At 69.9% G+C, this 21,294-nt stretch carries 17 protein-coding genes; 8 read left to right on the top strand and 9 right to left on the bottom strand.

The window, feature by feature from the left end; translation table 11 throughout:
* Positions 1-24: 24 nt before the first annotated feature.
* Both QC385_RS41605 and QC385_RS41600 read left to right on the top strand, forming a co-directional pair.
* Positions 25-450, top strand: a complete 426-nt coding sequence (locus QC385_RS41605) for a cupin domain-containing protein (protein ID WP_279546611.1) — start codon at positions 25-27, stop codon at positions 448-450.
* Complete coding sequence (locus tag QC385_RS41600; RefSeq protein WP_279546610.1) at positions 447-2,264, top strand: NHL domain-containing thioredoxin family protein; 1,818 nt, start codon at positions 447-449, stop codon at positions 2,262-2,264. The genes QC385_RS41605 and QC385_RS41600 overlap by 4 nt, the downstream gene beginning before the upstream one ends.
* Positions 2,265-2,276: 12 nt before the next feature.
* Here the strand turns inward: QC385_RS41600 and QC385_RS41595 are convergent, their stop codons facing one another.
* From QC385_RS41595 to QC385_RS41580, 4 genes are all read right to left on the bottom strand, one after another.
* Entirely contained in the window at positions 2,277-2,525 is a 249-nt protein-coding gene (locus tag QC385_RS41595) for a DUF6458 family protein (RefSeq protein WP_086600312.1), read from the bottom strand.
* An 86-nt stretch (positions 2,526-2,611) separates the two neighbouring features.
* Entirely contained in the window at positions 2,612-3,910 is a 1,299-nt protein-coding gene (locus tag QC385_RS41590) for a M18 family aminopeptidase (protein WP_279546609.1), read from the bottom strand.
* 74 nt (positions 3,911-3,984) lie between these two features.
* On the bottom strand, positions 3,985-5,811 hold the full coding sequence (locus QC385_RS41585; RefSeq protein ID WP_279546608.1) for an acyl-CoA dehydrogenase: 1,827 nt from the start codon (positions 5,809-5,811) through the stop codon (positions 3,985-3,987).
* Between the two features lie 160 nt (positions 5,812-5,971).
* Positions 5,972-6,808, bottom strand: a complete 837-nt coding sequence (locus QC385_RS41580) for an intradiol ring-cleavage dioxygenase (RefSeq protein WP_279546607.1) — start codon at positions 6,806-6,808, stop codon at positions 5,972-5,974.
* 132 nt (positions 6,809-6,940) lie between these two features.
* Between QC385_RS41580 and QC385_RS41575 the strand changes: the two genes are divergently transcribed.
* Positions 6,941-7,405, top strand: coding sequence for an SseB family protein (locus QC385_RS41575; RefSeq protein WP_020270440.1), 465 nt, complete (start codon positions 6,941-6,943; stop codon positions 7,403-7,405).
* 56 nt (positions 7,406-7,461) lie between these two features.
* Here the strand turns inward: QC385_RS41575 and QC385_RS41570 are convergent, their stop codons facing one another.
* Positions 7,462-8,199 (bottom strand): TetR/AcrR family transcriptional regulator C-terminal domain-containing protein, encoded by a 738-nt coding sequence (locus QC385_RS41570; protein WP_279546606.1) that lies wholly within the window; start codon positions 8,197-8,199, stop codon positions 7,462-7,464.
* Positions 8,200-8,372: 173 nt separating this feature from the next.
* Between QC385_RS41570 and QC385_RS41565 the strand changes: the two genes are divergently transcribed.
* From QC385_RS41565 to QC385_RS41555, 3 genes are all read left to right on the top strand, one after another.
* A complete protein-coding gene (locus tag QC385_RS41565) occupies positions 8,373-9,908 on the top strand; it encodes an MFS transporter (RefSeq protein ID WP_279546605.1) in 1,536 nt (511 codons plus the stop codon).
* Between the two features lie 174 nt (positions 9,909-10,082).
* Positions 10,083-11,060 carry a pirin family protein gene (locus tag QC385_RS41560; RefSeq protein WP_279546604.1) on the top strand — a complete coding sequence of 326 codons (978 nt, stop codon included), beginning with the start codon at positions 10,083-10,085 and terminating at the stop codon, positions 11,058-11,060.
* 763 nt (positions 11,061-11,823) lie between these two features.
* Complete coding sequence (locus QC385_RS41555; protein ID WP_279546603.1) at positions 11,824-12,918, top strand: AI-2E family transporter; 1,095 nt, start codon at positions 11,824-11,826, stop codon at positions 12,916-12,918.
* On the opposite strand, the gene QC385_RS41550 is transcribed toward QC385_RS41555, so the two are convergent.
* Entirely contained in the window at positions 12,873-15,011 is a 2,139-nt protein-coding gene (locus QC385_RS41550; protein WP_279546602.1) for a SpoIIE family protein phosphatase, read from the bottom strand. The two genes, QC385_RS41555 and QC385_RS41550, sit on opposite strands and share 46 nt — an antisense overlap.
* A 157-nt stretch (positions 15,012-15,168) precedes the next feature.
* On the opposite strand from QC385_RS41550, the gene aspS reads away from it, so the two are divergent.
* On the top strand, positions 15,169-16,932 hold the full coding sequence (aspS, locus tag QC385_RS41545; RefSeq protein WP_279546601.1) for an aspartate--tRNA ligase: 1,764 nt from the start codon (positions 15,169-15,171) through the stop codon (positions 16,930-16,932).
* Positions 16,933-17,114: 182 nt separating this feature from the next.
* On the top strand, positions 17,115-18,482 hold the full coding sequence (locus QC385_RS41540; RefSeq protein ID WP_279546600.1) for an MFS transporter: 1,368 nt from the start codon (positions 17,115-17,117) through the stop codon (positions 18,480-18,482).
* 42 nt (positions 18,483-18,524) lie between these two features.
* On the opposite strand, the gene QC385_RS41535 is transcribed toward QC385_RS41540, so the two are convergent.
* From QC385_RS41535 to metG, 3 genes are all read right to left on the bottom strand, one after another.
* Positions 18,525-18,941 (bottom strand): hypothetical protein, encoded by a 417-nt coding sequence (locus tag QC385_RS41535; RefSeq protein ID WP_279546599.1) that lies wholly within the window; start codon positions 18,939-18,941, stop codon positions 18,525-18,527.
* Positions 18,942-19,097: 156 nt separating this feature from the next.
* Positions 19,098-19,463, bottom strand: a complete 366-nt coding sequence (locus QC385_RS41530) for a PH domain-containing protein (RefSeq protein WP_059417055.1) — start codon at positions 19,461-19,463, stop codon at positions 19,098-19,100.
* A 136-nt stretch (positions 19,464-19,599) separates the two neighbouring features.
* Complete coding sequence (metG, locus tag QC385_RS41525) at positions 19,600-21,216, bottom strand: methionine--tRNA ligase (RefSeq protein WP_279546598.1); 1,617 nt, start codon at positions 21,214-21,216, stop codon at positions 19,600-19,602.
* Positions 21,217-21,294 lie beyond the last annotated feature (78 nt).

Here is a 21,294-nt window from a genome sequence, read left to right as displayed (position 1 = left end):
CACGGCACCCCTGAAGATCACTCCATGACCCAGGAACCCGTCTCCCTCGCCCACGCCCTGGCCTCCTTCTCCGAGCAGTGGAGCCCGCGCATCGTCACCGCCGTCAACGACTACGACGTCCGCGTCGCCAAGGTCGAGGGCGAGCACGTCTGGCACGTGCACGACCACACCGACGAGTTCTTCCTCGTCCTCGACGGCGAACTCCACATCGGCCTGCGCGAGCCGGCCGGTGAGCGCACGGTCGTCCTGCCCAGGGGCTCGGTCTTCACCGTCCCGCGCGGCACCGAACACAAGCCGTACGCCCCCGTCCCGACCGCGATCCTCATGTTCGAGCCCACCGGCACCCTCACGGTCGGCGACCGCCACGACGACGTGCCCGGGCACGTGGACGCCACGACCGGCCATGCGCTGGACCGGCTGTCAGTGCCGGATGACACCCTGGACGCATGAACCACTCCGCACCCCGACGGGCCCGCGTCCGCGCCCCCGAGCTGACCGGCAAGGGCGGCTGGCTGAACACGGGCGGGCACCAGTACACCCTCGCCGACCTGCGAGGACGCATCGTCATCCTCGACTTCTGGACGTTCTGCTGCATCAACTGCCTGCATGTTCTGGACGAGCTGCGCGAGCTGGAGGACAAGCACCGGGACACGGTCGTGGTGATCGGGGTGCACTCGCCGAAGTTCGTGCACGAGGCCGAGCACCAGGCGGTGGTGGACGCCGTCGAGCGGTACGGCGTGGAGCACCCGGTGCTCGACGACCCGGAGCTGGCGACGTGGAAGCAGTACGCCGTGCGGGCCTGGCCGACGCTCGTCGTGATCGACCCCGAGGGGTACGTCGTCGCGCAGCACGCCGGTGAGGGGCATGCGCACGCCATCGAGCGACTGGTCGCGGAGCTGGAGGCCGAGCACGAGGCCAAGGGGACGCTGCGGCGCGGGGACGGGCCGTACGTGGCGCCGGAGCCGGAGCCGACGGTGCTGCGGTTCCCGGGCAAGGCGCTGCTGTTGCCGTCCGGGAACTTCCTGGTGAGCGACACGACCCGGCATCAGCTGGTGGAGCTCGCGGAGGACGGCGAGAGCGTGGTGCGGAGGATCGGTTCCGGCACGCGCGGGTTCGCCGACGGATCGACGGACGCGGCCGCCTTCAACGAGCCGCAGGGGCTCGCCCTCCTGGAGGACGGATCCGTGGTCGTCGCCGACACCGTCAACCACGCCCTGCGGCGGCTGGACCTCACCACCGGTGAAGTCACCACCCTCGCCGGTACGGGCAGGCAGTGGTGGCAGGGCTCACCCACCTCGGGCCCGGCTCGCGAGGTCGACCTCTCTTCCCCCTGGGACGTCGCCTTCTGGCAGGGCAAGGTCTGGATCGCCATGGCCGGTGTCCACCAGCTCTGGGCGTACGACCCGGCCGAGGGCACGGTCGCGGTCGCGGCCGGGACGACGAACGAGGGGCTGGTGGACGGCCCGGGGACCGAGGCATGGTTCGCGCAGCCCTCGGGCCTCGCCGCCACCCCCGACCGCCTCTGGCTCGCCGACTCCGAGACGTCCGCCCTGCGCTGGGTGGACCCGGACGGCTCCGTCCACACCGCCGTCGGCACCGGCCTGTTCGACTTCGGCCACCGCGACGGCGCCGCCGGACAGGCCCTGCTCCAGCACCCGCTGGGCGTCACGGCCCTGCCGGACGGATCGGTCGCGGTCAGCGACACCTACAACCACGCCCTGCGGCGCTACGACCCCGCGACCGGTGAGGTCACCACCCTGGCCACGGACCTGCGCGAGCCCAGTGACGCGGTGCTCGTCGGCGACGACATCGTGGTCGTGGAGTCGGCCCGCCACCGGCTGACCAGACTGCGGCTGCCGGAGGAAGCGGTGAAGGTGCCCGAGGTCGCCCACCGTACGCAGCGGGAGGCCACCGAAGTCGCCCCCGGGCGCCTCCGGTTGGACGTGGTCTTCCAGGCCCCGGCGGGCCAGAAGCTCGACACGCGCTACGGCCCCTCCACCCGCCTGCTCGTCTCGTCCACCCCGCCGGAGCTGCTGATCGACGGCGAGGGCGCGGGAACCGAGCTGTCCCGCGCCCTCGAACTCGACCCCTCCGTGCCGGAGGGGGTGCTGCACGTCTCCGCGATGGCCGCCTCCTGCGACGACGATCCCGACAACGAGTACCCGGCCTGTCACGTCCACCAGCAGGACTGGGGCGTGCCGGTCCGTCTCACCGAGTCGGGGACGGACCGGCTGCCCTTGGTCCTTGCCGGGATGGACACCTGATCCGGGCGGGGGTCACACCCCGTAGCCGTCGCTGTAGCCGTCACGCGTGTGGCGCCGTCCGTCGTCCACGACCGGTGTCGTGGGCGGCACCACGACGCGCCGCCGCCTGGCGATGCTGCTGAACGTCGTGACGCCGATCAGTCCGACGATCATCAGGATGATGCCGACGAGGTCGAGATTGACCCCCTGCATGTCCCAGTCGGTCGCGAACGTGAGGATGGCTCCCACGGCGATGAGGATGATGCATCCGCCGAGGCCCATGAGTGTCGCCTCCCTGTACGGTCCGGTCGTTCCGGTCCGCACACCGGGTACCCCCGAGGGGAACACCCATGCGGTGACGGCCCGTTCTATCCCTCGAGGAACGCCGTCAAGGCGTTCGCGAGCAGGAACGGGTCGTCGGCACCGCACAGTTCGCGCGCGCTGTGCATCGACAGGATGGCCACGCCGATGTCGACGGTCCTGATGCCGTGCCGGGCGGCGGTGATCGGGCCGATCGTGGTGCCGCAGGGCATGGAGTTGTTGGAGACGAAGGACTGGAAGGGCACGTCGGCCGCCTCGCAGGCCGCCGTGAACTCCGCGCGGCCCGAACCGTCCGTGGCGTAGCGGTTGTTGACGTTGACCTTGAGGATCGGGCCGCCGTTGACGCGCGGGTGGTGCGTCGGGTCGTGCCGCTCCGCGTAGTTGGGGTGGACGGCGTGGCCGGTGTCGGAGGACAGGCAGACCGTGCCGGCGAAGGCGCGGGCCCGGTCCTCGTAGGAGCCGCCGCGCGCGAACACCGAGCGTTCCAGCACGTTGCCGAGCAGCGGTCCGTCCGCGCCCGTGTCCGACTGGGAGCCGTTCTCCTCGTGGTCGAAGGCGGCCAGGACCGGGATGGAGGCCGGCTTGGACGCGCCGGAGGCCACGGCCGCGAGGGCCGCCGTGCCGGCGTGCACGGACAGCAGGTTGTCCATGCGCGGGCCGGCCAGCAGTTCGCGGTCGCGGCCCAGGTAGGCGGGCGGCTCCACGGAGTGCGTCATCAGGTCCCAGCCGGTGACCTCGCCCGCGGGGATGCCGGCCGTCTCCTCCAGGAAGGCGATCAGGTCGCCGTCGCGCACGTCGTTGCCCAGGCCCCAGACCGGCTGCATGTGCCGCTGCTTGTCGAGCTTGAGGCCGTCCGCCGTCACCGAGCGGTCCAGGTGGATGGCGAGCTGCGGGACGCGCAGCAGCGGGCGGTCGATGTTGACCAGGCGCGTCGAGCCGTCGCGCAGGGTCAGCCGGCCGGCGAGGCCCAGGTCGCGGTCCAGCCAGGAGTTGAGCAGCGGTCCGCCGTAGATCTCCACGGACACCTGGCGCCAGCCGTGCGCCCCGCTGTCGGGGAGCGGCTTGACGCGCAGGTTGGGGGAGTCGGTGTGCGCGCCGACGATCCGGAACGGCGTGTGCGGCGCGGCACCCTCCGGCACGTACCAGGCGACGATCGCGCCGCCGCGCAGCACGTACTTGCCGCCGCTGGTCCCGTCCCAGGCGTCCGTCTCGGCGACCTGCCGGAAGCCGGCCTTCTCCAGCCGCTCGGCGGCGTTCGCCACGGCGTGGTAGGGCGACGGGCTCGTCGCCAGGAAGGACATGAGGTCGTCGGTGTGGCCGCGGTCGAAGCGCGCTGGTTCGGTCATGCATTCACCTTAACGACGGACGAGGGCCTGCTCCCCGGGCAGGGGAACAGGCCCTCGAACAGAGGACGTGAGGATCAGAACGCGGCCTCGTCCAGCTCCATCAGGTCCAGCTCGACGCCCTCGGCGACCTTGCGGGCCAGGGTGACGCCCGGCAGGACGTTGGCGGCGAAGAACTTGGCTGCGGCGATCTTGCCGGTGTAGAAGGCCTTGTCCTTGGCGGAGGCGGTCTCCAGCTTCTCGGCGGCGATCGCGGCGCCCTTGAGCAGCAGGTAGCCGACGACGACGTCACCGGAGGCCATCAGCAGGCGGGTGGTGTTCAGCCCGACCTTGTAGATGTTCTTGACGTCCTGCTCGGTGGCCGCGAGGTCGGTGAGCATCAGGCCGACGATGGCCTCCAGCTCGACCGCGGCCTTGGCGAGGTGCTCGCGGGCACCGGCCAGCTCCTCGCCGCCCGTGCCGAGGGCCAGGAACTTCTTGATGTCCTCGGCGAGGGAGTTCAGCGCGGCGCCCTGGTTGCGGACGATCTTCCGGAAGAAGAAGTCCTGGCCCTGGATCGCCGTGGTGCCCTCGTAGAGGGTGTCGATCTTGGAGTCCCGGATGTACTGCTCGATCGGGTACTCCTGAAGGAAGCCGGAGCCGCCGAACGTCTGGAGCGACTGGGCGAGCAGCTCGTAGCCCTTCTCGGAGCCGTAGCCCTTGACGATGGGCAGGAGCAGGTCGTTCAGCGCGTGCTCGGTGGAGGCGTCCTCGCCGGCGGCCTCCTTGATCTGGATCGCGTCCTGGATCGAGGCGGTGTACATCACCAGGGCGCGCATGCCCTCCGCGTAAGCCTTCTGCGTGATCAGCGAGCGGCGCACGTCCGGGTGGTGGGTGATGGTGACCTTGGGCGCGGTCTTGTCCATGAAGTTCGCCAGGTCGGGGCCCTGGACGCGCTCCTTGGCGTACTCCAGCGCGTTCAGGTAGCCCGTGGACAGCGTGGAGATCGCCTTCGTGCCGACCATCATGCGGGCGAACTCGATGATGCGGAACATCTGGCGGATGCCGTCGTGCTTGTCGCCGATCAGCCAGCCCTTGGCGGGGTGCTGGTCGCCGAAGGTCATCTCGCAGGTGTTGGAGGCCTTCAGGCCCATCTTGTGCTCGACGTTCGTGGCGTAGGCGCCGTTGCGCTCGCCCAGCTCGCCGGTCTCGAAGTCGAAGAGGTACTTCGGGACGAGGAAGAGGGACAGGCCCTTGGTGCCGGGGCCGGCGCCCTCGGGACGCGCGAGCACGTAGTGGAGGATGTTCTCCGACATGTCGTGCTCACCAGAGGTGATGAAGCGCTTCACGCCCTCGATGTGCCAGGAGCCGTCCTCCTGCTGCACGGCCTTGGTGCGGCCGGCGCCCACGTCGGAGCCCGCGTCGGGCTCGGTGAGCACCATCGTGGAGCCCCACTGCTTCTCCACGGCGATCTTGGCTATGTGCTTCTGGACCTCGTTGCCCTCCTCGAAGAGGATGCCGGCGAAGGCCGGGCCCGAGGAGTACATCCACACGGCCGGGTTGGCGCCCAGGATGAGCTCGGCGTACGCCCAGATCAGGGAGCGGGGCGAGGTGGTGCCGCCGATCTCCTCGGGCAGGCCGAGGCGCCAGTACTCGGAGTCCATGAAGGCCTGGTAGCTCTTCTTGAAGGACGCAGGGACCGGCGCCGTGTTGGTCTCCGGGTCGAAGACCGGCGGGTTGCGGTCGGCGTCGATGAAGGACTCGGCCAGCTCGTTCTCCGAGAGGCGGGTCATCTCCTCGAGGATGCTCTTCGCGGTCTCGACGTCCGTCTCCTCGAACGGGCCGGTGCCGTACACCTTGTCGCGCCCGAGTACTTCGAAGAGGTTGAACTCGATGTCGCGGAGATTCGACTTGTAGTGCCCCATGGCGACGGCTCCCGGCTCCCTAGAGAGATCGGCGAGGCACTGGCTCCTCGCGCTAGTTCACGTACCAACAAGTAGCTACGATGATGCTACCCGCCAGTAATAAGGCGCAACCCCATCCGGTCATCTGTGACAGGTCACACCGGAACGGTCAAGTGACAGGTCACACCGGAACGGTCAAGGTCGCGGTGTAGCCGTCGCCCGTGCTGCCCGCCATCGCCGCCAGCTGCCGCTCGTGCCCGTCGCTGAAGATGCCGTCGTCCTCCAGGGAGAGACTGCTCAGGTTGCGCACGCTGGCGTCGTAGCCGTCCGTGGCGTACACGGTGTCGCAGACGTCCTTCGGGAAGGCGAGCTGCGAGGTGTTCGTGATGGACGTCGCCGCTGTGGCGTCGGCCAGGCTGCCGTAGACCTCGAAGTGGATGTGCGGCCAGCGGCCGGCGTAGCAGCCGGGGAAGACGCTTGTGAAGGTGACCTGTCCCTTGTCGTCGGTCTCCTGGACGCCCCGCAGGTAGTTCTCGTCGGTGGCGCCCTCCGAGTACAGGGAGTAGTTGCCCTCCCGGTCACAGTGCCAGAGGTAGACGGCGGCGCCCTTCTTGGGGGTGCCGCAGCCGGAGGCCGCGTCCACCACGGTCAGCGTGATCGTCAGGGGCACGCCCTCGGCGGTGCCGCCCGCGGAGTCGCCGAAGCTCTTGGTGATGTCGCTGCGGACGACACCGCTCTCCTTCAGGACGTTCACGCCGTTCGAACCGTCACCGGGGAAGGGCCCGGCCGTCTCCTCGGGGATCTCCGCGCACGCGGCGGACGACGAGGACGACGAGGACGACGAGGACGCCGAGGACGTCGAGGACGACGGGGTCTTCTCCTCTGTCGTGCAGCCCATCAGCGGGATCAGGCTCGCGCCGGCCATCAGCCGGATCATCCGGCGGCGGGCGAGGACGGGAAGGTCGTAGGAGAGGCCTCTGTCGTGTTCGTGCGGGCCCTCGTCGTGGCGTTCGTTCATGGCTCCGACGCTATGAGCCGTGGCTGTGCCGATCCATAGCGGCGACTGTCAGGTCGCTGTCGAGTCACTGTCGATTCGCCATCACTGCCGTACCGCACCGCCCGGACGGCCGCTCTCGGTACTCTTGCGCTCATGTACGGCTACGACCAGACAGCGGGCCCGCAAGGGCAGTACGCCCCTCCGCAGCAGCCGATGTCCGGCGGATACGGACAGCAGCCGCCGCTGTACCCGGAGCCGTCCCCGCCCTCCCTGACGGACGCGGTGCGCGCGTTCACCACCGGGCAGATGACCGCCGAGGACTTCCAGCAGGTCTTCGCGACGTCGAAGGTCTACTGCCCGCGCGGCGACAACCCCGGCTTCCTCGCCCTGCACAACACCCAGCAGCCGGTGATCCCGATGTTCAGCACGCTCAAGGAGCTGCGCCGGTACGCGGGCAAGGAGTCCAAGTACTTCGTGATCACCGGTGCCGAGGTTTTGGACCTGCTGCCGACCGGCTACGGCTTCGTGCTGGACATGGAGGGCGAGCACCGCATGGTGTTCGACGCGAAGGCGGTCGAGCAGATGGTCGAGTTCGCGATGCGCCGGATGTATGGCTAGACGCCATTGCTGCGCAGAGGGCTAGCCGTCCCCCGCTTCACCTGCGGCGGCCGACCCTACTTCGGCAGGCGTAGCGCCAGGCCGTCCAGGACGACTTCCAGGCCGTAGGCGAATTTCATGTCGCGCAGGGCGACGGGGTCGGTGGTGGCTTCCTCGACCTCCGCGTGCGGAATCGCCAGGTGCGTGTGGTCGGCCGCGGCCCGCTGGGCCGCGGGCATGAGGCGGGCGATGAAGCCGGCCTCGGTCTCGCCGGACCGGGCGACCGTGGTGAGCCAGGCGGCCTCCGCGTTGCTCATGCCCATGACGTACGAGAAGACGGTCTCGATCGCGCGGCTCGGCTCGGGGAATCCCGCGGCCGTGAACAGGGCCGCGAGGCGCTCGGAGAAGCTCATGTAGTTGGGCCCGAGGTAGGCGAGGCCGGCCTGGCCGAGGACCAGGGTCAGCCAGGGGTGCCGTAGGGCCGTCGTGCGGAAGGACTCCGCGGCCTCGGTCACCGCCGCGCGCCAGTCGGGACTGTCGGCCGGCGGGACGTGGATCTCGGCGGCGACCTCGTCCACGGCGAGCTCCATCAGCTCGTCCTTCGTGGCGACGTGCCGGTACAGGGAGGTCGCGCCGGCGTTCAGACGGGCGCCGAGCTTGCGCATGCTGAGCGCCTCGATGCCGTCCGTGTCGAGCATCGCGACCGCCTCCCGGACGATCGCCTCGCGGCTGAGCGCGGGCTGGTCGGCGCGGCGCCGCTCGCGGGCCCATACGGACGGGATCGGGTTCTTGTCCGTCGTCTTTCCGGGGCTCATCTGCTCCTCCTGCTGGGACCTGCGGCACCTTCGTGCGACCTGCTGGGACCTGCGGCATCTTCCTGCGAACAGCGTGCGCAATCAGCGTACAGAACTCAAGGCTTGCGCACGCTGTTCCACCATGCGTACAGTGTGCGCATCGAAGGAACGGTGTTCGCAGGAGGGGAACTGGAATGGACGCTCGCAATCCGCGGCGCTGGTGGATCCTGATCGTGCTGTGCCTGAGCACGCTGGTGCTGGTCGTCGACAACATGGCGCTGACGGTCGCCGTGCCCGCGCTGACGGAGGACCTGGGGGCGAGTGCCCAGGACATGCAGTGGATCCTCGACTCCTACATCCTGGTCTTCGCCGGGCTGCTGCTGACGTCGGGAAGCCTGGGAGACCGGTTCGGGCGCCGGAAGGTGATGCTGATCGGCCTGCTGCTGTTCGGGGCCGCTTCACTGGGGGCGGTGTTCTGCGCCAGTCCGGGTGAGCTGATCGCGGTGCGGATCGCGATGGGCGTCGGCGGGGCGCTGATCATGCCGTCCACGCTGTCGATCCTGATCACCGTCTTCGACGAGGACGAGCGGCCGAAGGCGATGGCGGCGTGGGGTTCGGTGTCGATGCTGGGGCTGGTCGGCAGTCCCGTCCTCGGCGGTGTGCTGATCGACCACTTCGCCTGGCAGGCGATCTTCCTGATCAACGTGCCGATCGTCGCCCTGGCGCTGCTGGCCGGTGTGCTGCTGATGCCGGAGTCGAAGGCGCCCTGGCAGAAGCCGGACCCGCTGGGTGCGGTGCTGTCGGCGGTGGGCATGGCGGCCCTGGTGTGGTGGATCATCGAGATCCCGCAGCACGGCGCGTTCGGCGGCGGTTCCCTCCTCATCCTGGCTGTCGCGGTCGTCGCCCTGGCCGGCTTCGTGGTCTGGGAGAACGTCACCCGCTCGCCGATGGTCCCGCTGGTCCTCTTCAAGCACCGCAACTTCAGCGGGGGCTCACTCTCCCTGGCGCTCGTCCAGATCGGCAACGCCGGCCTGCTGCTGGTTCTGACCCAGTACCTCCAGTTCGTCCTCGGATGGTCCGCGGTCAAGGCGGGGCTGGCCTTCCTGCCGCTGGCCGTGGCCGCGCTGGCCGGCAACGCGGCCGGGGCGCAGCTCGCGGTGAAGGTGGGCAACCGGCTCGTCATCCTCGCCGGGATGCTGCTGATGGCCGCCTCCTTCGGGCTGCTGACCACCCTCACTGCCGACAGCGGCTTCACGGTGCCGGCCGTGGCGCTCGGGATCCTGGGCCTGGGAGCCGGTCTGGCGATGCCGGCCGCGGTCGCTGCCCTGATGAGCACCATCCCGGAGGAGAAGGCGGGCGTCGGCTCGGCCCTCAACGACACCATCCAGCAGTCCGGCACCGCCCTCGGCATCGCGATCCTCGGCGCGCTGCTCTCCGGTGGCTACACGGACGAGATGCCGGCCGGGGCTCCCGGGCAGGCCAGGGAGTCCATCGGCGGGGCCCTGGCGGTCGCGGGCGGTGACACGGGTCTGGTGCGGGCGGCCCGGGAGGCCTTCACCGCCTCGATGTCGACGACCTTCACGATCAGCGCGATCGGTGTCCTGGCCGCGGCGGCCGTGGCCACGCTGGTGATGCGGGACCGCAAGCCCGGGACCGCGCCCGAGACCGCGTCCGGGACCGGGACCGAGCCGGCCCGGGCCGGGAGTGAGGAGCCCCAGCTGGTCGCCTGACGCGGACGTACGGGAAGGCCGGTACCCCGAGCGCGGGGGTGCCGGTCTTTCGCCGTGCCGGTGTCCCGTGGTTCGCTGCGCCGTCGCCCGGGAATGCCCGCCCGGTTTTCTCTGTTGGGGGTGGCAGAAAGTTCAACGCTCAACTAAACTGGGCGTACACGAGGAGGAACCGACATGCCTGCTGTGACCGTCGAGAACCCGTTGACGCTGCCCCGCGTGACCGCGCCTGCCGACGCCGTGGCACGTCCCGTGCTCGCCGTCACGACCGCTCCGAGCGGTTTCGAGGGTGAGGGCTTCCCGGTGCGCCGGGCGTTCGCGGGGATCAACTACCGCCACCTCGACCCGTTCATCATGATGGACCAGATGGGCGAGGTGGAGTACGCGCCGGGCGAGCCCAAGGGCACGCCGTGGCACCCGCACCGCGGCTTCGAGACCGTCACGTACATCATCGACGGGATCTTCGACCACCAGGACTCCAACGGCGGTGGCGGCACCATCACCAACGGGGACACCCAGTGGATGACCGCGGGCTCGGGCCTGCTGCACATCGAGGCGCCACCGGAGCATCTCGTCATGTCCGGCGGGCTCTTCCACGGTCTCCAGCTGTGGGTGAACCTCCCGGCCAGGGACAAGATGATGGCCCCGCGCTACCAGGACATCCGCGGCGGCTCGGTCCAGCTGCTCAGCACCCCCGACGGCGGCGCGCTGCTGCGTGTCATCGCCGGTGAGCTGGACGGGCACGCGGGCCCGGGCATCACGCACACGCCGATCACGATGGTCCACGCGACGCTGGCGCCGGGTGCGGAGCTCACCCTGCCGTGGCGCGAGGACTTCAACGGCCTGGCGTACGTGCTGGCCGGGCGCGGCAGCGTCGGCACCGAGCGCCGCCCGGTCCACATGGGCCAGACCGCCGTCTTCGGCGCGGGTTCCTCGCTGACCGTCCGCGCGGACGAGAAGCAGGACTCCCACACGCCGGATCTGGAGGTCGTCCTGCTCGGCGGGCAGCCGATCCGTGAGCCGATGGCCCACTACGGCCCGTTCGTGATGAACACCAAGGAAGAACTCATGCAGGCCTTCGAAGACTTCCAGAAGGGCCGGCTGGGGACGGTCCCGGCGGTGCACGGCATGACCGCGAGCGGACCGCAGGACTGACGCCGGTGTCGTACGGGGGGCGCCGCATGCGCGGCGCCCCCCGTCGGCCCTGACTGATGCCGACCGTTCCCGGCCGAGGCGGTCCCGCACTCGGGGAGCCCGCGAGTCGGCTGCCGCTGGTGCCGGGCACGCCCGGCCGGGCTGGTCGGTCCGGCGGGCGGGCGGCCCTCAGGGTCCTGCCGGCGATGGCGCGGAGCTAGCGCGTCCGCTGCCGGCGACCACGCCCTGCCCGGGCTGGTCGGTCCGGCGGGCGGGCGGCCCTCAGGGTCCTGCCGGCGATGGCGCGGAGCTAGCGCGTCCGCTGCCGGACCGACCACGCCCTGCCCGGGCTGGTCGGTCCGGCGGGCGGGCGGCGTGCTCAACGTCCTTGTCGGCGATGCCGCGCAGCCTGCGAGTCCGACGCCGATGCCAGGCCCGGGCCGGGCTGGTTGTCCCGGCGGGCGGGTGGCGGTCCGCGAGGTTCTTGCCGGTGACGGCGCGGAGCCTGTGAGTCGGCTGCCGCTGGCGACGGCCACGCTCCGGCTGGACTGGTCGTCCGGCGGGCTCAACGTCCTTGTCGGCGATGGCGCGGAGTCCGCGAGTCCAACGCCGACGCCAGGCCCGGGTCGGGCTGGTCAGCCCGTCGGGCGGGTGGCGGTGCGCAAGGTCCGTGGCGGCCACGGCGTGACATGAACCGGCGGTCGGGCCGACGGCGCTGACGTTCCGTCACCCGGGCGGGCCCTTCCGGCGGGACGGCCCGTCCAGGACATGGTCGGGTGGAGGCGTGCAGGACTCCGCCCCGACCGCTGACGGCCCCAGGCCGCTGCTCCCGGATCCCCTCCGGCGTCTCGCCGCCTGGTGCGCGCTCCTCCTGCTCGTGTCCGGAGTCGTCTACGTCGGGATCCGGCTGTGCGACGAGTTCCGGACCGCCGTCGTGCCCGTGCTGCTCGCGCTGCTCGGGACGGCCCTGCTCGGACCTCTGCACCGGCGGCTGGTGAAGGCCGGGGTGCAGCGGTCGGTCGCGGCCGGGCTCACCTGTGTCGCCGTCGTGGCCGTGGTCGGCGGGGCCGTGTACATCGTGGTCGCCGCGCTCATCGACTCGGGCGACGAGATCGTCGCCTCGCTCAAGCAGGCCGCGCGGGGCATCTCCGAGCGCTTCGGGGCGGCCGGGACCTCGCTGGACGACCTGGCCACCAACGCCCGGGAACTTCTGGGCAAGTTCGGCGGCTCCGCCGCCTCCGGAGTGATCAGCGGGGTCAGCGTGGTCGGCGAGGCCATCGCCATGGCCGTGCTCGCGCTGCTGCTCGTCTTCTTCTTCCTGCGCGACTCCGACAAGGCCGCCGGGACGCTGCGGGCCCTGTCCCCGCGTGGCTCGGCCGACACCCTGGAGGCCATGGCGCGACGGGCCTTCCAAGCCGTCGAGGGCTTCATGCGCGGCACCACCTTCATCGCGCTCATCGACGCGCTCTGCATCACCGTCGGACTGCTCGTCCTCGACGTGCCCGGGGCCGCCGGACTGGGGGCGCTGGTCTTCGTCGGCGCCTACATCCCCTACCTCGGCGCCTTCATCTCGGGAGCCGTGGCCGTGCTGGTCGCGCTCGCCGACCGGGGGTTCGTCATCGCGCTGTGGGTGCTCGGGGTGGTGCTCGCGGTGCAGGTGCTGGAAGGGCACGTGCTCCAGCCGGCGATCCAGAGCCGGACCGTGCAGATGCACCCGGCGGTGGTGATGGTGGCGATCACGGCCGGGGCGTCCGTGGCCGGAGTGCTCGGCATGCTGCTCGCCGTGCCGCTCACCGCGGCCGCCTTCGGCGTCCTCCAGGAGCTCCGCACCCGCTACGGGGACCAGGAGCCGTCGCCCGAGCCGTCCACGGACTCGTAGAGCTCGAACCAGATGCTCTTGCCCTCGCCGCGCGGGTCCACCCCCCAGACGTGCGCGAGCAGTTCCATCAGCACCAGGCCGCGGCCGGAGGACGCCAGCTCCCCGGGGCTGCGCTTGTGCGGCAGGTCGTCACCGGCGTCGGTGACCTCGATCCGCAGCCGCCGCTCACCCTCCCCGCCGGTGATCTCGGCGACGAGCAGCGCGTCGGAGTCGGTGTGCACGAGGACGTTCGTCAGCAGCTCGGACAGCAGCAGCACCGCCGAGTCGACCTGGTCGGAGGAGGACCAGTCGTGCAGCAGCTCGCGCAGTTGCTGCCGGGCCACCGCGACCCTCTCCGGCTCGGCCTGCGCGACCGTCAGCATGGTCCGCCGCACGGGAGCCCGCACGATCATGGTGTCGCCGCAGCCGCAGCCCTCGCCCTCCCGGCACAGCAGCAACAGCGCGATGTCGTCCTCACGGCGGTCGGCCAGCGGGCCGGTCGTGTGGTGCGACGACGGCCCGTGCACGGCCTGCACCAGGGTGTCGGCGAGTTCCTCCAGGTCGCCCTTGTGGTCCTCCAGGATCGCGCGCAGCCGCCGCCAGCCGGAGTCGAGGTCGTGGCCGCCGGTCTCGATCAGGCCGTCCGTGCAGATCAGCATGGTCTCGCCGGACTCCAGGGCGAGCCGGGTCGTGGGGTAGTCGGCGTCCGGGTCGATGCCCAGCGGCAGGCCGCCCGACGTCGGCCGCGTCAGCACCGTGCCGTCGGCCATCCGGATCGCCGGGTCCGGATGCCCGGCCCGGGCGATGTCCAGCACGCCGGTCGCCGGGTCGACCTCCACGTACACACAGGTCGCGAAGCGCGGGTCGAAGGGGTCCTCGTCGCTGATGCCGTGCAGGAAGCGGGAGGCGCGGGAGAGGACGGCGTCGGGACGGTGCCCCTCGGAGGCGTAGGCGCGCAGGGCGATGCGGAGCTGGCCCATCAGGCCCGCCGCCCGCACGTCATGGCCCTGCACATCACCGATGACCAGCGCGAACCGCCCGCTGGGCAGCGGGATCACGTCGTACCAGTCGCCGCCGACCTGGAGGCCGCCGCCGGTGGGGACGTAGCGGGCGGCGACGCTCATGCCCGGGATGCGCTGCGGGCCGAGCCTCGGCAGCATCGTGCGCTGGAGTCCGTCGGTCAGCGCCCGCTCGCTCTCGGCCACGCCGGCCCGGGTCAGCGCCTGTGCCAGCATCCGCGCCACGGTGGCCAGCACGGACCGCTCGTCCGGGGTGAACGCGACCGGATAGGTGAACGCCGCCATCCACGCGCCCATCGTGCGGCCGGCCACGGTCAGCGGCAGGAACGCCCAGGACCGGCGGCCGAAGCGCTCGGCGAGCGGCCAGGTCAGCGGGTAGCGGGCCTTGTACTGCTCGGGGGAGGACAGGTACACCGCCCGGCCGGTCCGCACCACCTCGGCGGCCGGGTAGTCCGTGTCCAGCGCCATATCGGAGAACGGGCTGTCGTCACCCTGCTGCTGCCCGTGGTGCCCGATGATCGTCAGCCGGTCGCCCTCCACGCCGAACACCGCCAGCCCGTCCGGCGAGAACCCGGGCATCGACAGATTGGCCGTGACCCGCAGGACCTCCTGGGTGGAGCGCGCCTCGGCCAGCGCCCGGCCCGCGTCCAGCAGGAACGCCTCCCGGGAGCGCCGCCAGTCGCCGGTGACCGCGCTGCGCCCCGCCAGGGTGCCCGGTGTGGGCTCGGTGACCTCCTGGAGGGTGCCGATCAGCCGGTACGCCTTACGGGCCCGGTCGAAGGACGGCTTGGAGCGGCTGCGGACGATCCGGACGATGCGGCCCTGCTCGTCCATGATCCGGATCCGTACCTCGGCGAGGGTGCCCTCGGCGACGGCGAGCTGGATCACGCCGGTGATCTCGTTCCAGTCGACCGGGTGCAGCCGGGCCCGGGCCTGGGCCTCCGTGAGGCTGACCTGTTCGGCGGGCAGCCCGAGCAGCCGTGCCGCCTCGGCGTCGACCGTGACCAGCCCGGTGGCGGTGTCCCAGTGCCACAGGCCGGTCGCGAGGGCTACGAGAGCCTCCTCCACGGCGGGCAGGGGCTCGTCAGTGCGCATTGACCTACTTTAAGAAGAGGCGCTCGGACACTGCCACCGATGAGGGAAGTGTGCTCGATCGTTAACTGAGGAGAGCCGATCTTCGCCCGGCCGGTACGCTGGGGACCAGTTTCACGTGAAACACAGACCCCGATCAGCGAAGACTGGATGAACGACGATGCATCGGTACAGGTCCCACACCTGCGGCGAGCTCCGCTCCTCTGACGTCGGCACCGACGTCCGGCTGAGTGGCTGGCTGCACAATCGGCGCGACCTGGGCGGCATCCTCTTCATCGATCTGCGCGACCACTACGGCATCACGCAGCTCGTGGCCCGTCCCGGCACCCCCGCCTACGAGGCCCTCGACAAGCTGTCGAAGGAGTCGACCGTCCGCGTCGACGGCAAGGTCGTCTCCCGGGGCGCCGAGAACATCAACCCCGAGCTGCCGACCGGTGAGGTCGAGGTCGAGGTCGGCGAGGTCGAACTGCTCGGCGCGGCCGCCCCGCTGCCCTTCACGATCAACGCCGAGGACGGGGTCAACGAGGAGCGGCGCCTGGAGTACCGCTTCCTCGACCTGCGCCGCGAGCGCATGCACCGCAACATCATGCTGCGCACGGCGGTCATCTCGGCGATCCGCCACAAGATGACGGCCCTCGGCTTCAACGAGATGGCGACGCCGATCCTCTCCGCGACCTCCCCCGAGGGCGCCCGCGACTTCGTCGTCCCGTCCCGCCTGCACCCGGGCAAGTTCTACGCGCTCCCCCAGGCGCCCCAGCAGTTCAAGCAGCTGCTGATGATCTCCGGGTTCGACCGCTACTTCCAGATCGCGCCCTGCTTCCGCGACGAGGACGCGCGCGCCGACCGCTCGCCGGGCGAGTTCTACCAGCTCGACATCGAGATGAGCTTCGTCGAGCAGGAAGACGTCTTCCAGCCCGTCGAGAAGCTGATGACCGAACTGTTCGAGGAGTTCGGCGGCGGCCGCCACGTCACCTCGCCGTTCCTGCGGATCCCGTTCCGCGAGGCGATGCTGAAGTACGGCTCCGACAAGCCCGACCTGCGCGCCCAGCTCGAACTCGTCGACATCACCGACATCTTCGAGGGCTCGGAGTTCAAGGCGTTCGCCGGCAAGCACGTCCGCGCCCTGCCGGTGCCGGACGTCTCCGCGCAGCCCCGCAAGTTCTTCGACCAGCTCGGCGACTACGCCGTCTCGCAGGGCGCCAAGGGCCTGGCCTGGGTCCGCGTCGCCGAGGACGGCTCGCTCACCGGCCCGATCGCGAAGTTCCTCACCGAGGACAACGTCGCCGAGCTGACCAAGCGCCTGTCGCTGGCCGCCGGCCACGCGGTGTTCTTCGGCGCGGGCGAGTTCGACGAGGTCTCCAAGATCATGGGCGCGGTGCGGGTGGAAGCCGCCAAGCGTGCCGGGCACTTCGAGGAGAACGTCTTCCGCTTCTGCTGGATCGTCGACTTCCCGATGTACGAGAAGGACGAGGAGACCGGCGCGATCGACTTCTCGCACAACCCCTTCTCCATGCCGCAGGGCGGCCTGGAGGCCCTGGAGACCCAGGACCCGCTGGACATCCTCGGCTGGCAGTACGACATCGTCTGCAACGGCGTCGAGCTGTCCTCCGGCGCGATCCGGAACCACGAGCCGGAGATCATGCTCAAGGCCTTCGAGATCGCCGGGTACGACCGCGAGACGGTCGAGGAGAAGTTCGCCGGCATGCTGCGCGCCTTCCGCTTCGGCGCCCCGCCGCACGGCGGCATCGCCCCGGGCGTCGACCGCATCGTGATGCTGCTCGCCGACGAGCCCAACATCCGCGAGACGATCGCCTTCCCGCTCAACGGCAACGCCCAGGACCTGATGATGGGCGCGCCGACCGAGCTGGAGGAGACGCGGCTGAAGGAGCTGCACCTGTCGGTGCGCAAGCCGCAGCCGAAGTAGGCCTTCGGAGAAGTCGTAAGCGACTGGGGTGGCCCGGAACCGGCGTCGGTTCCGGGCCACTTCCATACCCAGACGCGTGACGCCTGGCTGTCGTTCACATACATGTACTTCCGCCCAACCCGTTGACCCGGAACCTGCGCCTCCATAAAGTCCCTTCGACAACGCGTACGTGACTGCTGTTCATGTATGTGCACATCGAGGGAGACAACGATGTCAGACGCCGCAACATCCCCGAGGCCGAGCAGCGTGCGGTCGGCAAATTCCTGCGCCGCATGCTCCCGATCCTGGTCCTGATGCTGCTGGTCAACCAGATGGACCGGACGAACGTGGGCTTCGTCCAGAACGAACTGCGGGCCGATGTCGGGGTGAGCGCCACGGCCTACGGGCTCGGTGCGGGCCTGTTCTTCATCGGATACGCCCTGTTCGAGGTACCGAGCAACATGCTGCTGGAGCGGTTCGGGGCCCGGGTCTGGCTGACCCGGATCATGATCACCTGGGGTGCGGTGATCGCGGCGATGTGCTTCATCCACAACGTGTGGATGTTCTACGGCCTGCGCTTCCTGCTCGGTGTCGCGGAGGCCGGCTTCTTCCCCGGTGTGCTCCTCTACTTCACCCAGTGGCTGCCGGACTCCAGCCGGGGCCGGGCCAGTGCGATCTTCCTGGGCGGCTCGGCCACGGCGTACATCGTCACCGGCCCCATCACCGGCGCCCTGCTGGAGCTGCACGGCGCGGGCGGTATCGCGGGCTGGCGGTGGATGTTCGCCCTGGAGGGCGCCTTCTCCATCGTGGTCGGCTTCATCGCCGGGTTCTTCCTCGTCTCCCGGATCCAGGACGCGAAGTGGCTGACGCAGGAGGAGAAGGACGCGCTGACCGAGGCGGTGGAGCGCGACAAGGAGGCACGTGACCGGGCGCCGTCGGTGTCGAGGATGAAGCTGATCTTCCACCCCCAGGTCGCCGTCCTGACCGCGGTCTTCTTCGCGATGGCGCTGACCGGGTACGCGATCACGTTCTGGCTGCCGAGCCTGGTGGAGGAGATCGGCGGACTGTCGCCCTTCCAGATCGGCCTGCTGTCGGCGATCCCCTGGATCTGCGCGGTGATCGCGATGTACACGATGAGCCACTTCACCGACCGGGCCCCCGACCGTCGCCCCTACCTGGCGATCGCCCTGGTCCTGTCCGCGATCGGCACGTTCCTCGCGACCCTCGGGTCGCCCTGGTTCGGCCTCGCCGCCCTCACGCTCGCCGCGGTCGGCGGCAAGTGCGCGGCCACCCTGTTCTGGCCGATGGCCCAGTCCGGCCTCGACCTGAAGATCGCCGCGCCCGGCCTGGCCCTGGTCAACTCCATCGGAAACCTGGGCGGTTTCGTGTCGCCGACGCTGTTCGGGTATCTGAAGGACACGACGGGCAGCACGACGGGGGGCCTGTACACGCTGTCGGCGGCGTCGGTGCTGGCGGTTCTCGGGGTGGCGTTCGTACGGCACACGAGCCGGGGCCCCAAGGCGGGTTCCGGCGATCGAACGGCGGTTGGGGGTGCGACGGCCGTGCGCTGAGCGCGGACGACTCCGGCGGGGCTCGCGGAGCGCGCGAGGTGGTCAGTCCTCGGGCGCTTGTGAGCACACGGGCCATGACGTGAACAGGTCCTTGGCGTCCGTGACGGTGAGGGCGAGATCCAGCCAATCGGTGAGGGCCTTGACGTCGGTGCGGGTGGTCAGAAAACCGTCGATTTCGTCGGGGACGGAGACGCCGCGCTGCTCCAGGACGCGCAGGATCGCGGTGGCACAGCCCTCGGCGTAACCCTTGGCCCAGCCGTTCGCATGCTCGTCGGTCCAGCGGCCCAGCATGGCGCGGTTCTCGGTCAGCTCATCGAGGGACAGGGAGCCGCGTTGGCTGAGCTCTCTGAGGAAGACGCTGAGACCGTGTGCGGACTTGATCGGGTGTACTCCTAGGCGCGTCTCCAGTACGGCGATCTGGATCGCCTTCACGAGGTCCGCCTCGGTCTCCGGGTCCATGGATGAAGCCTAGGAGGACAAAGAACGGCGTGTTCAGGGCTTGGGAGACGGTCACCCTATCGGGGCCTGATCAGGTTCTCCCTGAGAGAGTGAGACAACCTCGCTCCGGCAGGCGCCGTGCCCGTGATCCGTTTCGGCGTACCGCGCACGGCGCGCTCATCGAGCCACGAACTGGGTCAGGATCGCCTGGACCTCGTAGATGTCGACGCCCTTGGTGAAGGTCTTCTCGATGGGGGTCGGGGTGCCGGAGATCCAGATTTTCAGTTCGGCGTCGAGGTCGAAGGTGCCGGCCGTTTCCACCGCGAAGTGGGTGATGCTGCGGTAGGGGACCGAGTGGTACTCCACCTTCTTGCCGGTGATGCCCTGCTTGTCGATCAGGATCAGGCGGCGGTCGGTGAAGAGGATGGTGTCGCGGATGAGGAGGAACGCGGCGTGGACCTGTTCGCCGTGGCCGAGGAGGCGGGCGTAGTCCTGCTGGGCCGATGCCGGGTCGACGGTGTGTGCGTTGCCGAACAGTGCCATGGAAGCCCCCGGGTGTGTGGCGGCGGCCGGGTGGCCGCTCTCACACGATCTTCGCAAAGCACGGGGCCCGGGAGAAGGTTCTCGTTCTCCCGGGCCCCGTGCTGTAGCGAGCGTGTTACGCCCGTTACGCGGTCTGTTACGCCGTCGGCTTCTCCTCCAGGCGCGGGAAGAGGACCGCGCCCTTGGTGACCGTCGTGCCGGCGGGGAGCAGGCCCCACTCGCCGGCCTCGCCGATCTTCTGGTCCGCGAGGGGGCCGAGGGAAGCCCCCGCGCCGAGCGAGTCCCAGAGCTTCTGGGAGGTCTCCGGCATGACCGGGTTGAGGAGGACCGCCACCGCGCGGAGGGACTCCGCGGCCGTGTAGAGGATCGTCGCCAGGCGGGCCTTGCCCTCGTCGGACGTGTCCTTGGCGACCTTCCACGGCTCCTGCTCCGTGATGTAGCCGTTGACCTGCTTGACGAAGTCGAAGATAGCCAGGATGCCGCCCTGGAAGTCGAGGTCCTCGCCGATCCGGCGGTCCGCCTCCCTGACCGCCTTCGCCAGGCCCTCGTGGATCGCCTTCTCCGCCTCACCGGCCGCCGCGGCCTCCGGCAGCGTGCCGCCGAAGTATTTGCCGACCATCGCCGCGACGCGGGAAGCCAGGTTGCCGTAGTCGTTCGCCAGCTCGCTGGTGTAGCGGGCCGAGAAGTCCTCCCAGGAGAAGGAGCCGTCCTGGCCGAAGGCGATCGCGCGCAGGAAGTACCAGCGGTACGCGTCCACCCCGAAGTGCGAGGTCAGGTCCTGCGGCTTGATGCCGGTCAGGTTCGACTTCGACATCTTCTCGCCGCCGACCATCAGCCAGCCGTTGGCCGCGATCTTGCCGGGGAGGGGGAGCCCTTGTGCCATCAGCATCGCGGGCCAGATCACCGCGTGGAAGCGGAGGATGTCCTTGCCGACCAGGTGGACATCGGCCGGGAAGGTCTCCTCGAACTTCGCCTGGTTCTCGTTGTAGCCGACCGCCGTGGCGTAGTTCAGCAGGGCGTCGACCCACACGTAGATCACGTGCTTGTCGTCCCACGGAATCGGGATGCCCCAGTCGAACGTCGAGCGCGAGATGGAGAGGTCCTGGAGGCCCTGCCGTACGAAGTTCACGACCTCGTTGCGCGCGGACTCGGGCTGGATGAAGCCGGGGTTGGCCTCGTAGTGGGCGAGGAGCTTCTCGCCGTACTCGCTCAGCTTGAAGAAGTAGTTCTCCTCGCTGAGGATCTCCACGGGCTTCTTGTGGATGGGGCAGAGCTTCTGGCCTGCGAAGTCGCCCTCGCCGTCGAGGAGCTCGCCCGGGAGCTTGTACTCCTCGCAGCCGACGCAGTACGGGCCCTCGTAGCCGCCCTTGTAGATCTCGCCCTTGTCGTACAGGTCCTGGACGAACTCCTGGACGCGGTCCGTGTGCCGCTTCTGCGTGGTGCGGATGAAGTCGTCGTTCGCGATCTCCAGGTGCTCCCAGAGAGGCTTCCACGCTTCGGTGACGAGCTTGTCGGCCCACGCCTGGGGGGTGACCCCGTTGGCTTCGGCCGTGCGCATGATCTTCTGACCGTGCTCGTCCGTGCCGGTGAGGTACCACACCTTCTCGCCGCGCTGGCGGTGCCAGCGGGTGAGCACGTCGCCTGCGACGGTCGTATAGGCGTGGCCCAGGTGAGGAGCGTCGTTGACGTAGTAAATGGGGGTCGAGACGTAGTACGCCTTCGCCCCCTGCTTCTCGGATCCAGTGGCCGCCATGGTCGAAATCCTACTGGTCCGCTGAAGATCGACTCACATGCGTTTCGGGGGGTGGACGGGGACAGGGGTTCTGTTCTG

Source organism: Streptomyces sp. DH10 (genome assembly GCF_029813805.1).
Classification (GTDB): Bacteria; Actinomycetota; Actinomycetes; order Streptomycetales; family Streptomycetaceae; genus Streptomyces; species Streptomyces coeruleofuscus.
Note: the sequence above shows the minus strand (reverse complement) of the source record. Positions and strands in the feature narration are given on the sequence as shown.

Coding starts and splice junctions, on each gene's coding strand:
- QC385_RS41605 (WP_279546611.1), top strand. CDS start 25: ATGACCCAGGAACCCGTCTCCCTCGCCCACGCCCTGGCCTCCTTCTCC.
- QC385_RS41600 (WP_279546610.1), top strand. CDS start 447: ATGAACCACTCCGCACCCCGACGGGCCCGCGTCCGCGCCCCCGAGCTG.
- QC385_RS41595 (WP_086600312.1), bottom strand. CDS start 2,525: ATGGGCCTCGGCGGATGCATCATCCTCATCGCCGTGGGAGCCATCCTC.
- QC385_RS41590 (WP_279546609.1), bottom strand. CDS start 3,910: ATGACCGAACCAGCGCGCTTCGACCGCGGCCACACCGACGACCTCATG.
- QC385_RS41585 (WP_279546608.1), bottom strand. CDS start 5,811: ATGGGGCACTACAAGTCGAATCTCCGCGACATCGAGTTCAACCTCTTC.
- QC385_RS41580 (WP_279546607.1), bottom strand. CDS start 6,808: ATGAACGAACGCCACGACGAGGGCCCGCACGAACACGACAGAGGCCTC.
- QC385_RS41575 (WP_020270440.1), top strand. CDS start 6,941: ATGTACGGCTACGACCAGACAGCGGGCCCGCAAGGGCAGTACGCCCCT.
- QC385_RS41570 (WP_279546606.1), bottom strand. CDS start 8,199: ATGAGCCCCGGAAAGACGACGGACAAGAACCCGATCCCGTCCGTATGG.
- QC385_RS41565 (WP_279546605.1), top strand. CDS start 8,373: ATGGACGCTCGCAATCCGCGGCGCTGGTGGATCCTGATCGTGCTGTGC.
- QC385_RS41560 (WP_279546604.1), top strand. CDS start 10,083: ATGCCTGCTGTGACCGTCGAGAACCCGTTGACGCTGCCCCGCGTGACC.
- QC385_RS41550 (WP_279546602.1), bottom strand. CDS start 15,011: ATGCGCACTGACGAGCCCCTGCCCGCCGTGGAGGAGGCTCTCGTAGCC.
- aspS (WP_279546601.1), top strand. CDS start 15,169: ATGCATCGGTACAGGTCCCACACCTGCGGCGAGCTCCGCTCCTCTGAC.
- QC385_RS41540 (WP_279546600.1), top strand. CDS start 17,115: ATGTATGTGCACATCGAGGGAGACAACGATGTCAGACGCCGCAACATC.
- QC385_RS41535 (WP_279546599.1), bottom strand. CDS start 18,941: ATGGACCCGGAGACCGAGGCGGACCTCGTGAAGGCGATCCAGATCGCC.
- QC385_RS41530 (WP_059417055.1), bottom strand. CDS start 19,463: ATGGCACTGTTCGGCAACGCACACACCGTCGACCCGGCATCGGCCCAG.
- metG (WP_279546598.1), bottom strand. CDS start 21,216: ATGGCGGCCACTGGATCCGAGAAGCAGGGGGCGAAGGCGTACTACGTC.